The sequence below is a fragment of the Chryseobacterium sp. LAM-KRS1 genome (assembly GCF_013184525.1).
Taxonomy (GTDB): domain Bacteria; phylum Bacteroidota; class Bacteroidia; order Flavobacteriales; family Weeksellaceae; genus Chryseobacterium; species Chryseobacterium proteolyticum.
On the sequence record NZ_JAAOIZ010000003.1, the window covers coordinates 140,149 to 152,766 of the forward strand.

Consider the following 12,618-nt stretch of genomic DNA (forward strand, 5'->3'; position numbering starts at 1 on the left):
ATAACCCCGGAACATGGTTCCGGGGTTATTTTTTTATGTCAAGTGTTGTCTTAGTTGAATATGTAACTTAAGCTTACACTAAGAACTTGTTCAGACTTACTTTTGCTAGTTCCACCAGGTTCTTTTCCCAAATCAGGATAGGTATTTGAAAATCCAAAATCGTATTTTAAAGCTAGTTCGAGTTGTCTCTTATAGCTATATCCTACTCCTACACCCAGTCCAAAATTAAAACTGTTTGCTTTGCCACTTACTCCCGGATTTTTTGGATCTGTTACATCCGGATCATAGTATGGTCTGCTTACAGGAACATTTTTAACATTTTGATTTAGCAAAAAATTAAATCGAGGGCCTATCATTCCAAAAAATTCAGATTCTGCCTCTGAAAAATATCCTTTGAAATAGATAGGTACACTTAGATAATTATTGGCATATACCGCATCATATCCGTCTCTTCCTTTAACATCTTTATCTTTTCCTGTTTCCCCTGCACCGTAGTACAAAACTTCAGGTTGGATATAGAATTGGTTTCCCTTTCCAACAGGAATCAAAGCTAAGGCTCCTGCCTGTACTGCGTATCGGGGACCGGAAGGGTTGTGCGCATTTTGCACCCGGGAATAGTTTCCTCCTGCCGTGATACCGAATCTTGTCCCGCTGAAATTAATCTGAGCAAAAGACAAGGTAGTGAAAGCCAGGGCAGAGGCTAATAAAAGTTTTTTCATATTGTTTTGTTTTATGGTTTATCCTAGCACTTTAGCTACAGTAACGCCAATGTCAGCAGGAGAATCTACAACGTTAATTCCATTTTCTCTCATGATTTCCATTTTAGCCTGAGCAGTATCTTCAGCTCCACCTACAATAGCACCAGCATGTCCCATTGTTCTTCCTTTAGGTGCCGTTTGTCCCGCAATAAAACCTACTACAGGTTTAGTAGAACCACTTGCTTTGTACCATCTTGCAGCTTCAGCTTCAAGTCCACCACCAATTTCACCAATCATCACTACTGCTTCTGTTTCAGGGTCATTGATAAACAACTCCAAAGCTTCTCTTGTCGTAGTTCCAATAATTGGATCTCCACCAATACCGATAGCTGTTGAAATACCAAAACCAGCTCTTACAACCTGGTCAGCAGCTTCGTAAGTAAGAGTACCAGATTTAGAAACGATACCTACTTTACCTTTCTTGAAAACGAAACCTGGCATAATACCAATTTTAGCTTCTTCTGAAGTAATAATCCCAGGGCAGTTCGGACCGATCAATCTACAGTCTCTGTCTGCGATGTAAGATTTTACTTTTACCATATCCGCTACAGGAATTCCTTCAGTAATACATACGATAACTTTAATTCCAGCTTCAGCAGCTTCCATAATAGCATCAGCAGCAAATGCAGGTGGTACGAAAATAATACTTACGTTAGCTCCAGCTTTTTGAACAGCATCAGCAACCGTATTAAATACAGGCTTTCCTAAGTGCTCGCTTCCTCCCTTTCCCGGAGTAACACCACCTACTAAGTTGGTTCCGTATTCAATCATCTGACCAGCATGGAAAGTACCTTCGTTTCCTGTAAATCCTTGTACAATTACTTTAGAATCTTTGTTTACTAAAATTGACATTTTATTGTTGTTTTTAATTTATTTACTATTTTATTAATGCTCACAAATTTACTTAAATTTCTTTGATTTTAGACTAATCCAAAAGAATTGTTTATTTGAGATTTCTCAGCTTTACCTCTTTCTTCAAATACTCACGAAATTCTTCTGCAATCATTCCAAAATAGGTTCCTTTAGTCAGGTCTCTGTTCACTCCCACCTTGGCCAGAAGGATGGTTCCTTTCTCCAGTCTGATCCCTGATGCAACTCCAACCTGCCCCCACATGGTGACCTCATCTTCAACAATACAACATCCTGCTATTCCTACCTGAGAAGCAATCAAACATCTTTTACCAATTATGGTATCATGACCTATCTGAATCAGATTGTCTAATACAGAGCCTTCTCCTATTATGGTAGAATCCGTAACACCTCTGTCTATAGTACAATTATTACCAATTTCAACGTTGTTTTCAATAATAACATTTCCTACTGAAATAAGACGATCAAAATTACCATTCAGCTTTCTGTAATAAAATGCATCACCTCCCAATACCGTTCCGGATTGAATAATAACATTATCACCGATCACGGTCCTGTCACCAATCACAACATTGGGGAATATATGGGTATTCTTCCCTATCTTCACATTATTGCCAATCACTGCAGAAGGATGAATTCTGGTTCCTTCTCCAATTTCAACATCATGTAATTCTTCTGTAAAATTGTATATTCTTGTAAAATGAGTATTGATAAAATTAAAATCCCTGAACGGATCTTCAGAAACAAGAAGAGCTTTTCCTTCCGGGCACTCAACCTCTTTATCGATAAGAATGACCGTTGCTGCCGAATTCAGTGCTTTGTCATAATATTTCGGGTGGTTAACAAATACAATATCCCCAGGGGTTACCCTATGAATCTCATTGGTTCCCAACACTTCAAAATCTTCGGAGCCAATAAATCTTGCCTCAATTAAATCAGCTATTGTTTTAAGCTTTTGTGGAGAATGGAATCTCATACATTAATCTTATTATAAAATAAAATTCGGACTGCAGGTGCAGACCGAATTTATGTAGATTATATTGTTATTTTACTCTTTCTAAATAAGTACCGTCTTCAGTATTTACTTTGATTTTGTCTCCCGGCTCAATAAACAGTGGAACCATTACTCTTGCTCCTGTTTCAACGATTGCATTCTTAAGAGCATTCGTAGCAGTATTCCCTTTCACTCCCGGATCTGCTTCAATTACGTCTAAAAATACAGATTGTGGAAGTTCAGCAGAAAGAGGAGTTTCATCAGCTTCTTTCAGGATAATTGTAACTTCTTCACCAGCTTTCATAAACTGAGCGTTTTCAATCATTTCCTTATTGATATACAACTGGGAAAAGTCATCATTGTTCATGAAGTGGAATCCATTCTCATCATCATAAAGATACTGGAATTTTCTGGTAATTACTTTTACTTCATCTATTTTATGTCCCGCTGAAAAAGTATTATCAATTACTTTTCCATTAGTTACAGATTTTAATTTGGTTCTAACAAAAGCAGGTCCTTTTCCTGGTTTTACGTGAAGAAATTCAATTACCTTGAAAATATCATTGCTATATTCAATGCAAAGTCCCTTTCTGATATCGTTACTTGTTGCCATTAATTTTTTATATTATCTTTTTATTTTTAAATGAGTTACTCTTTTCCAGTACCATAACCTTTTACGATACCTCTTGGAGAGTTTTGTATAAACTGAAGGATTTCATCTCTTTCAGCCGTTGGTAGCATTTCTTTTTCAATATGACTAATTGCCTGAGACACATTCATCTTCATCTGGAAAATAGCTCTGTAGATCTTTTGGATCTCAAAAATTTTCTCATTTGTGAATCCTCTTCTTCTTAAACCTACTGAATTGATCCCTGCATAAGACATCGGTTCTCTCGCAACTTTTACGTAAGGAGGAATATCTTTTCTTACCAATGTACCCCCAGAGATCATTACATGTTTTCCTATTTTCCCAAACTGATGAACAGCACTTAGTCCTCCCATTACCGTATAGTCACCTATTTCTACGTGACCGGCAATACCGCAACCGTTTACTATGATAACATGATCTCCAATTACACAATCGTGTGCAATATGAGAAGTAGCCATAATCAGACAGTTTTTACCTATTTTGGTATAGCCTAGAGCTTTAGTACCCCTGTTTACGGTAACACACTCTCTGATTGTAGTCTCGTCACCGATAATTACCTGAGTATCTTCACCATCAAACTTTAAATCCTGCGGAATCGCAGAAATTACAGTTCCCGGAAAAATCCTGCAATTCTTCCCTATTCTAGCTCCATCCATAATGGTAACATTGGGACCTATCCAGCTTCCTTCTCCAATTTCCACGTCCCCTGCAATAGTAGTAAAAGGTTCTACGATTACGTTCTTGCTGATTTTTGCACGTTTATCTACGGCAGCTAATTGATGAACCATTTAATCAACTTTATTTTTTGCAACTTGAGCCATTAATTCGGCTTCTACAGCCACTGTATCTCCTACATATCCGTATCCCTGCATATGAACGATACCTCTTCTGATCGGCTCTATCAATTCAATTTTGAAAATCATCGTATCTCCAGGAACTACTTTTCTTTTGAATTTTACTTTATCCATTTTAATGAAATAAGTAGAATAGTTTTCAGGATCCGGAACACTTGCAAGAACCAAAATTCCTCCGGTCTGAGCTAAAGCTTCTACTTGCAAAACCCCCGGCATCACAGGTTCTTTTGGAAAATGCCCAACAAAGAATGGTTCATTCATTGTAACGTTTTTCAAACCTACTACGTGAGAATCTGAAAGCTCCAGAACCTTATCGATCAATAAGAACGGAGGTCTGTGAGGCATCAGTTTCATGATTCCGTTGATATCAAAAACCGGTTCTTTTGTAAGATCAAAATCAGGCACATTTTTCTTTTTTTGCAGTTTCCACTGACGATTCAGTTTTTTTGCAAATTGAGTATTCACGAAATGTCCTGGTTTATTTGCGATAACTTTACCTTTTATTTTAACACCAGCTAAAGCCAGATCACCAATTACATCAAGTAACTTATGTCTTGCTGCCTCATTAGGATAATTTAAAGTAAGGTTATCAAGAATACCATTTGGTCTGATAGAAACATTGTCTTTACCAAATGCTTTTTTTAGTTTTTCTGTGGTATCCGGAGTTAAATCCTTATCAACGTAAACAATTGCATTAGAAATATCACCTCCTTTAATAAGACCATGATCTAAAAGCATTTCCAATTCATGTAAGAAACTGAATGTTCTTGCTGATGAAATTTCCTCTTTAAACTCAGAGATATTTTTAAGTGTAGCATTTTGGGTACCTAATACTTTAGTTCCAAAATCTACCATCGTTGTAATTTCGTAGTTATCTGATGGAATAATGGTAATCTCAGAACCCGTTGCAGGGTCTGTATAGCTAAGAACTTCTTTTACCACAAGGTATTCTCGGGCAATGGCCTGCTCAACTACCCCTACACTTTCGATAGCTTCAACAAAAAACTTTGAAGATCCATCCATAATAGGAGGTTCTGAAGCATCCATCTCCAATATAGCGTTATCGACATCGCAGCCTACTAAAGCTGCAAGAAGATGCTCGCATGTGTTAATTTTAACGCCTAGCTTTTCTAAGGTTGTCCCTCTTTCTGTTGCTACAACATAGTTAACATCTGCTTCAACCTGAGGGTGCCCCTCTAAATCGGTTCTTACAAAAACAAAACCTGTATTTTCTTTAGCAGGTTTAATGGTAAGTTTTACTTCTTTACCAGTATGAAGGCCAATTCCAGAAAGAGTTACCTCTTGCTGAAGTGTTTTTTGCATATCACTCATTAGTATTATCTTTTGAGGTATTCTCAAGATTATTTATTCTTCCTACGATTTCAGTAAAATTCCTGAAATGAACATAATTTCTCAAATAGTCATTATAACTGATTGCAGGTGAACCGTATAAAGTTTCTTTATCACCTACACTGGAGTTCACTCCACTCTGAGCCTGGATTTTCACCTGATTGCCGATCTTAATATGACCAACTACACCTACCTGTCCTCCAATCTGGTTCCAGTCTCCGATCGTTGTAGAGCCTGCAATTCCGGCCTGGGCTGCAATTACATTATTCTGACCAATCTTAACGTTATGCGCAATCTGAATCAGGTTATCTATTTTTGTTCCTTTTCCAATAATGGTAGATCCAATGGTAGCCCTGTCTATACTACAGTTTGACCCAATTTCCACATCATCTTCAATAATAACGTTTCCAAGTTGTGGAATTTTTTTAAATCCTTCTGCTGTTGGCTGAAAACCAAATCCATCTCCCCCGACTACCGTATTGGAATGGATAACACAATTATCCCCAATAACACAATAATCATAGATCCTTGCTCCGCTATCTATTTTGCAGTTCTTTCCAATTTTAACACCTTTTCCGATGTATACTTGTGGATAGATTTGTGTTCCCTCTCCGATTTTGGCTTTTTCTGAAACATAGGTAAATGCTCCAATATATACTTTATCTGCTATTACAGCAGTATCGTGAATAGATGCTCCGTCTTCGATTCCTTCTTTTTTTCCCTGCATTTCCTGATACAGATTCATAAGAACCTGAAAGGAAAGATATGCATCTTTTACGGCAATAATAGTAGGAGTATAACTATCTTTTACAAGAAGTTTTTCTGAAGCAATAATTACTGAACACTTGGAAGTATCCAAATAATGAGAAAACCGGTCCTGAGCTATAAAAGAAAGATGTCCCGATTCTCCATTTTCAATTGGTGAAACGCCATTAATAAGTGCATTTTCGTCACCTATTATTTTCCCGTCAATAAAACTTGCAATTTGCGAAGCTGTAAATTCCATATTCTGCAAAGATAAGAAATTCTATAATTCGTAAACATTTTTTAGTTTTCGGATCGATAATTTTAATATTCTTTAAGAATTTATTTTGGAAAAATCTCTTGGAAATGTTAAAATATATCGTGTCGTCTTATTAACGATCAATCCCGATAAAAGCTGGTCTTCAGACTCATCGAGTCTTATTTTCTCACCATTTTTCTGTAACAAATAGATGGGTTGCATTTTGGTATTGTATGGCAAAAGTTTTCTCTTAATTTCGTGAACTAATTCTTCCCCATTATCAATTCCAAAAAACTCGTTCGTATTTTTTATTTTTTCCTCAACAAATTCTTTATCAAATGGATGTGATGAAATAATGGTTTTAGGAAGATCTCTTTTAATCACACTCTTGCACCAGTAAGACAATATAAAGTCATCGGAATTCTGCCATAGCTTCATCGCCTGGATTACGTCATTATCATCAAGCTGGGTAAACCTTTCAATATCTTCATTGGTTGCGGCACTTTTTCCTCTATATAAAAAGTATTTCAGGTTTTCAGTGGCCGGCAAATCGATTCCCTGGGAAACCAGATATTTGGCCCTTTCCAGAATTTTCACCAAAATAAATTCTGCTAATGCTGATGTTTTGTGATAATAAACCTGCCAATACATAAACATTCTGGCAGTCAAAAAGTTTTCAATAGAATAAATTCCTTTTGCATCAATCACCAATTCTCCCTCTTCACAAACATTCATCATAGAAATGATCCTTTGTGTATTGATGTTTCCTTCAGATACTCCCGTGAAAAAGCTATCTCTTTTTAAATAATCCAGACGGTCAACATCCAACTGAGATGAGATCAGCTGATTAAAAAACTTCCTGTGATATTTACCCTGAAACATTTCAATTGCTACCGTAAGCTGACCTTCAAACTTTTCATTAAGCCTGTTCATTAATAATAATGAAAGGTTTTCATGATGCCAGTCATCCATCAGCATGCTTTCCAATGCGTGAGAAAATGGCCCATGTCCTATATCATGCATTAAAATTGCTAACATAGCTCCTTTTTCTTCTTCATCAGATATTTTTACGCCCTTTTGCTTTAAAGTTTCAAGAGCAGTAAACATAAGATGCATCGCTCCAATAGCATGATGAAATCTGGTGTGGGTTGCTCCCGGAAAAATAAGATTAAGAAGTCCTGTCTGTGAAATTCTCCTCAACCTCTGAAAATAAGGATGCTCAATAACATCAAATAAGATTTCATGTGGGATTTTAATAAATCCATGAACAGGATCGTTGATAATTTTTAGCTTATTCTGCATTTGAAAAACTGAAGTATTAAGCTAACAAAGTTAGGGAAATTTAATCTTAGGTTTTGATTTCAAGAATAACCCACCATAATGTAGAGATCTTTATCTTTGAAATTATAATTGACGAATAATTTATGAGGGCGTTTTCAATTGTTGTACTACTGTTTATCAGTATAAATATCTTTTCCGCTCAAACCATCTCTCAAGTTCAAAAACTGGAATCTCTATGTAAAATATGGGGTTTCTTAAAATACTATCATCCTCATGTTGCTAACGGTACATTCAATTGGGATCAGCAATTGCTCCAAAAGATAGATGAGCTAGACGGCATTCAAGATAAAAGCCAGCTGAATATCTTGTATACTCAATGGCTTGATAGCCTTGGTGCTGTTGAAAAGTGTAATTCCTGTAAACTGACCAACACCAAGGTCTATTTTCGTAAAAATTTTAATCTGGACTGGATAAAAGACAACAATATATTTATTGAAAGTATCACCAACAGGCTACAATTTATTGAAGAAAACAGATATGTAGGTACCCCTTATTATTTTGGGAAAGGGGGCAGAAAAATATTTTTCCGTAATGATGATTCAACGGGTTCCAAATTCATTTCTAAAAAGATTGCACTCCTGGAGCTTTTCAGATATTGGAATTTTGTGGAATATTTCTTTCCTTATAAATATGAAACAAATCAGAAGTGGGATGATGTATTAACAGAAATGATTCCTAAATTTCTGATGATAGACAACGATGTCAATTATCATTTAACATTGGCAGAGTTGGTAACAAAGACTGATGATTCTCATGCTTTTTTATTTTCACCACTCATTAGTATCAACCAATATGGGCGAAGGAGAATTCCTGTTGAATACTCTTACGCAGAAGGGAAACTTATTGTCACTAAAATCAATTCCAATCAATATAATGAAGAATCTGTCTTAAAGCCGGGAGATATTATTTATGATATCAACGGTAAAACGATCTCTCAAATGGTTAACAGCTTTTCAAAATATATTCCGGCCTCAAATACCTGGGGAAAAATTAAAAAAGTAAAAAATCTTTTTCTATTTTCGAATTCAGACAGTATCGAAGTCAAAGTAGAAAGAGAAGGACAAAATATTGCACTTAAAGCAAAAACATATCTATTAAAGGATATCGTATATGAAAAGAAAATTGCTTCCCGGAAATGGCAATTTTATGATGAGGAAAAAAAGATTGGAATTGTCAACATGGGAATTATTGAAAGAGAAGATCTGGATGAAATGTACCAAAATTTAAAAACTACCGAATCTATTATTTTTGATCTTAGAAATTATCCCAAACAAACAATAAGACCTTTAAGTCTATTAATTCTGCCTAAAACAAGTATATACTATGAATTTACATTTCCGGAAACGACCTATCCGGGATTATTTTATATCAGAAAAAACAGCATCGGAAGAAATAATGATCAATACTATAAAGGAAATGTAGTAGTTTTGGTAGATGAAAACACCCAAAGCCAGGCCGAAACAACAACCATGATGTTCAAACAGCATCCTAAAGCAAAAATCATCGGAAGTCATACTTCCGGAGCCAACGGAGATGTTATCCGGTTTAAAATTGCAGGTCTGGAAACCAGCTTTAGCGGCCTTGGTGCCTATTATCCTGATCAAAGGGAAACACAGAGAATCGGAATTATTCCTGACATCATTGTCAGACCAACTTTAAAAGGAATAAAAACAGGAAAAGATGAGGCTTTGGAAAGAGCCCTGGAGTATTTAAAAACCGGCCGCTAGATGTAATCCTTAAAATAAGTAGTAGAGGGAGTTTCCATTTAACTATAATTTAACTTTTTATCTGTTCATTTTGACAGATTTTATAATGATTTGGTCGCACTTTTGATACTATAACCATGTAAAAAATATATATTATGTCCGAAAAAATATTATGGATAGATGATGAAATAGATTTACTCAAACCTCATATCGTATTTTTAGAAAAAAAAGGCTACCAGGTAACTCCTGTTAATAATGTGAATGAAGCACTGGAGCTTATCGATTCTGAGAAATTTGCATTGACACTGATCGATGAAAATATGCCCGGGATCTCAGGTTTGGAAGCAATTCCTATGATCAAAGAAAAAGACAATTCCTTAAAGATAGTAATGGTTACTAAAAGTGAGGAAGAGCATATTATGGAGGAAGCAATAGGTTCACAGATTGCCGACTACATACTAAAGCCCGTTAATCCGAATCAGATTCTTTTATCATTGAAAAAAAATCTTCAGGAAGATAATCTGGTTGAACAAAAAACCATTTTGCAATACCAACAGGAATTCAGAAATCTTTCGATGGAACTTTCTTATTTAAAATCTTATCAGGAATGGGCGGAATATTATAAGAAAATTCTAAACTGGGAAATTAAATTTGATAAGGTAACTGATAATGAATTTGCAGATCTTCTACAATCTCAGAAAGAAGAAGCCAACATTCAGTTTGCAAAGTTTATTGAAAATAATTACGAAGAGTGGTTAAGCGGAAGCGATAAACCATCGATGAGCCATACCCTTTTCAAAGATAAAGTAAAACCTGAGGTAGAAAAAAGTAAGGTTCTTCTTCTTATGATAGATAATCTAAGATATGATCAATGGAAAGTAGTTGAGCCTCTATTTACAAAGTATTATAATAAAGTGTCTGAAGATTATTATTACAGTATTCTTCCTACAGCTACTCAGTATGCAAGAAATTCATTCTTTGCAGGCCTATTACCATCTGAAATAGAAAAACGTTTCCCAGATAAATGGTTTAACGATAATGAAGACGGAAATAAAAACGAATTTGAACGTGACTTTCTTGAGGATCAGATGAAAAGAATTGGCCTTGGTTCAAAATCAATGAAATACTTAAAAGTATTGAATGCAGATTTCGAGAGAAAGATCTATGATGATTTTAATCAACACAAAAATAATGATTTATTGGTGATTGTTTATAATTTCATTGATATACTATCTCACGCCAAAACAGATAATCATATTGTAGACCAATTGATTCGGGATGATAAAACTTTTAGATCTTTAACTTATAACTGGTTTGAAAATTCATCCATCTTAAAGATCATTAAACTCGCTGCTGAAAATGGTTATAAATTGGTGATTACTACTGATCATGGAACGGTATATGTGAAAAAACCAAGCAAAGTAGTAGGTGACAGAGAAACTTCCACTAATATCCGTTATAAAACAGGTAAAAGTTTAACTTATGATGACCGGGATGTATGGGCTATTACCAATCCTGAGAAATTATTTTTACCCAAAGGAAACCTGAGCTCTAAGTATATCTTTGCAAAAAACAATATCTTCCTGGCTTATCCAAAGAATTACAACCACTTTGTCAACTATTATAAAGAAACATATCAACACGGAGGAATATCATTAGAAGAATGTATTATTCCCATTAGTATATTAGAACCCAAGTAGTTTTTTCATAGTTTATTAATTTTGGGTTCAGGGCGGAAAAAATCAATTGATTTTTTCCGCCCTTTTTTTAAGGCATCTATTTTGTATACTAATACATACACAATAATTAAATACACTATTATGAAAAGAAGCATTTTTGCTACAGCTGCTATAGCAGCTTTGTTTTTAACCTCATGTAATAAGGAAAAAACTCCTGCAGATACTGCAACAACTGCAACCGTAGATACAATATCTTCAAAACCATCTGATTCAGCTGCTGTTTCAGCCGGTAAGGATGAAATTGTAAAAAGTACCTCAACAGACAGTAGTGGAAAAACACTGGAAATGACGTTCAATAACACCAAAAACACAGCAACAGTAGTATTCAACAAAGAAACGATTGAATTACAGGGCCAAAAGCCCGCATCTGGAATCTGGTATAAGAATGATCACTATGAATTGAGAGGAAAAGGAGAAGAAATTGAACTTACAAAAGATGGAAAAGTAGTTTTTAAAAAATAAAATCTATTATAATAAGATAAAAAGTCGGTTTTGAAATTCAGGGCCGACTTTTTAATTTCCCTACATTTGAAAAAATTTATTTTTTGTATGAAATTAATCACTTATAATGTTAACGGAATCAGGGCAGCTTTTACAAAAGATTTTTTGGGTTGGCTAAAGACTGCTGATCCGGATATCATTTGTATTCAAGAAAGTAAGGCTGGAAACGATCAGATAGACATCGACAGTCTTCAAAAACTTGGTTATCATAGTTACTGGCATTCTGCTATAAGAAAAGGATATAGTGGCGTAGGAATAGCTTCTAAAACTCAGCCCAATCATGTAGAATATGGTTGCGGAATTGAAAGCTATGATAATGAAGGAAGGATTATCAGAGCAGATTTTGATGATTATTCCGTAATTTCGGTATATGTCCCTTCTGCATCTAATATTGAAAGATTAGACTTTAAAATGCAGTTTTGCCATGATTTTCTGAATTATATTAAAATCCTTAAAAAAGAAATTCCTAACCTTATTATTTCAGGTGATTTTAATATTTGCCATCAGGCTATTGATATTCATGATCCTGTGCGCTTAAAAAATGTTTCCGGCTTTTTACCTATGGAACGTGAATGGATGACCAATTTCATCGAAGAATGTGAACTGATAGACAGTTTCAGGTTTTTTAATAATGAGCCTGATAATTACACATGGTGGAGCTACAGGCAAAATTCAAGAGCAAATAATAAAGGCTGGAGATTAGATTATAACTTTACCTCTTATGCTTTAAAGGACAAGCTGTCAAGAGCTGTTATTTTAAAAGAAGCCGTTCATTCGGATCATTGCCCCGCATTGCTGGAATTAGACGTATAAAAACGTTCAAATAAAAAAGCCAACTGAATCAATCAGTTGG

Annotated in this window: 12 protein-coding genes; 4 read left to right on the forward strand and 8 right to left on the reverse strand. The window is 35.2% G+C overall.

Annotated elements, in window-relative coordinates; genetic code table 11:
* Positions 1 to 50 precede the first annotated feature (50 nt).
* The 8 genes from G9C87_RS08125 to G9C87_RS08160 form a co-directional block, all read right to left on the reverse strand.
* Positions 51 to 719: a porin family protein gene (locus G9C87_RS08125; RefSeq protein ID WP_172279971.1), complete on the reverse strand. Its 669-nt coding sequence runs from the start codon at positions 717 to 719 to the stop codon at positions 51 to 53.
* 18 nt (positions 720 to 737) lie between these two features.
* Positions 738 to 1,610 (reverse strand): succinate--CoA ligase subunit alpha, encoded by an 873-nt coding sequence (sucD, locus tag G9C87_RS08130; RefSeq protein WP_172279973.1) that lies wholly within the window; start codon positions 1,608 to 1,610, stop codon positions 738 to 740.
* A gap of 91 nt (positions 1,611 to 1,701) precedes the next feature.
* On the reverse strand, positions 1,702 to 2,604 hold the full coding sequence (locus G9C87_RS08135; protein WP_172279975.1) for an LpxD N-terminal domain-containing protein: 903 nt from the start codon (positions 2,602 to 2,604) through the stop codon (positions 1,702 to 1,704).
* Positions 2,605 to 2,671: 67 nt separating this feature from the next.
* Positions 2,672 to 3,235: an elongation factor P gene (efp, locus tag G9C87_RS08140; protein WP_172279977.1), complete on the reverse strand. Its 564-nt coding sequence runs from the start codon at positions 3,233 to 3,235 to the stop codon at positions 2,672 to 2,674.
* Positions 3,236 to 3,270: 35 nt separating this feature from the next.
* On the reverse strand, positions 3,271 to 4,059 hold the full coding sequence (gene lpxA, locus G9C87_RS08145; protein WP_172279979.1) for an acyl-ACP--UDP-N-acetylglucosamine O-acyltransferase: 789 nt from the start codon (positions 4,057 to 4,059) through the stop codon (positions 3,271 to 3,273).
* The gene (locus G9C87_RS08150) at positions 4,060 to 5,457 is read right to left on the reverse strand and encodes a bifunctional UDP-3-O-[3-hydroxymyristoyl] N-acetylglucosamine deacetylase/3-hydroxyacyl-ACP dehydratase (protein ID WP_172279981.1); all 1,398 of its coding nucleotides are present in this window, start codon (positions 5,455 to 5,457) and stop codon (positions 4,060 to 4,062) included.
* On the reverse strand, positions 5,450 to 6,481 hold the full coding sequence (gene lpxD / locus G9C87_RS08155) for a UDP-3-O-(3-hydroxymyristoyl)glucosamine N-acyltransferase (RefSeq protein ID WP_172279983.1): 1,032 nt from the start codon (positions 6,479 to 6,481) through the stop codon (positions 5,450 to 5,452). Before lpxD ends, G9C87_RS08150 begins: the two co-directional genes overlap by 8 nt.
* A gap of 72 nt (positions 6,482 to 6,553) precedes the next feature.
* Positions 6,554 to 7,780, reverse strand: coding sequence for an HD domain-containing protein (locus G9C87_RS08160; protein ID WP_172279985.1), 1,227 nt, complete (start codon positions 7,778 to 7,780; stop codon positions 6,554 to 6,556).
* 122 nt (positions 7,781 to 7,902) lie between these two features.
* Between G9C87_RS08160 and G9C87_RS08165 the strand changes: the two genes are divergently transcribed.
* From G9C87_RS08165 to G9C87_RS08180, 4 genes are all read left to right on the forward strand, one after another.
* On the forward strand, positions 7,903 to 9,546 hold the full coding sequence (locus tag G9C87_RS08165) for a S41 family peptidase (protein ID WP_172279987.1): 1,644 nt from the start codon (positions 7,903 to 7,905) through the stop codon (positions 9,544 to 9,546).
* A gap of 134 nt (positions 9,547 to 9,680) precedes the next feature.
* Positions 9,681 to 11,225: a bifunctional response regulator/alkaline phosphatase family protein gene (locus G9C87_RS08170; RefSeq protein WP_172279989.1), complete on the forward strand. Its 1,545-nt coding sequence runs from the start codon at positions 9,681 to 9,683 to the stop codon at positions 11,223 to 11,225.
* Between the two features lie 120 nt (positions 11,226 to 11,345).
* On the forward strand, positions 11,346 to 11,726 hold the full coding sequence (locus tag G9C87_RS08175; protein ID WP_172279991.1) for an MliC family protein: 381 nt from the start codon (positions 11,346 to 11,348) through the stop codon (positions 11,724 to 11,726).
* Between the two features lie 87 nt (positions 11,727 to 11,813).
* Positions 11,814 to 12,578, forward strand: a complete 765-nt coding sequence (locus G9C87_RS08180; protein WP_172279993.1) for an exodeoxyribonuclease III — start codon at positions 11,814 to 11,816, stop codon at positions 12,576 to 12,578.
* The last annotated feature ends 40 nt before the right edge of the window (positions 12,579 to 12,618 follow it).

What these genes read in the sequence shown, in the direction of transcription:
- G9C87_RS08125 (WP_172279971.1), bottom strand. Translation starts at nt 719, where the DNA reads ATGAAAAAACTTTTATTAGCCTCTGCCCTGGCTTTCACTACCTTGTCT.
- sucD (WP_172279973.1), bottom strand. Translation starts at nt 1,610, where the DNA reads ATGTCAATTTTAGTAAACAAAGATTCTAAAGTAATTGTACAAGGATTT.
- G9C87_RS08135 (WP_172279975.1), bottom strand. Translation starts at nt 2,604, where the DNA reads ATGAGATTCCATTCTCCACAAAAGCTTAAAACAATAGCTGATTTAATT.
- efp (WP_172279977.1), bottom strand. Translation starts at nt 3,235, where the DNA reads ATGGCAACAAGTAACGATATCAGAAAGGGACTTTGCATTGAATATAGC.
- lpxA (WP_172279979.1), bottom strand. Translation starts at nt 4,059, where the DNA reads ATGGTTCATCAATTAGCTGCCGTAGATAAACGTGCAAAAATCAGCAAG.
- G9C87_RS08150 (WP_172279981.1), bottom strand. Translation starts at nt 5,457, where the DNA reads ATGAGTGATATGCAAAAAACACTTCAGCAAGAGGTAACTCTTTCTGGA.
- lpxD (WP_172279983.1), bottom strand. Translation starts at nt 6,481, where the DNA reads ATGGAATTTACAGCTTCGCAAATTGCAAGTTTTATTGACGGGAAAATA.
- G9C87_RS08160 (WP_172279985.1), bottom strand. Translation starts at nt 7,780, where the DNA reads ATGCAGAATAAGCTAAAAATTATCAACGATCCTGTTCATGGATTTATT.
- G9C87_RS08165 (WP_172279987.1), top strand. Translation starts at nt 7,903, where the DNA reads ATGAGGGCGTTTTCAATTGTTGTACTACTGTTTATCAGTATAAATATC.
- G9C87_RS08170 (WP_172279989.1), top strand. Translation starts at nt 9,681, where the DNA reads ATGTCCGAAAAAATATTATGGATAGATGATGAAATAGATTTACTCAAA.
- G9C87_RS08175 (WP_172279991.1), top strand. Translation starts at nt 11,346, where the DNA reads ATGAAAAGAAGCATTTTTGCTACAGCTGCTATAGCAGCTTTGTTTTTA.
- G9C87_RS08180 (WP_172279993.1), top strand. Translation starts at nt 11,814, where the DNA reads ATGAAATTAATCACTTATAATGTTAACGGAATCAGGGCAGCTTTTACA.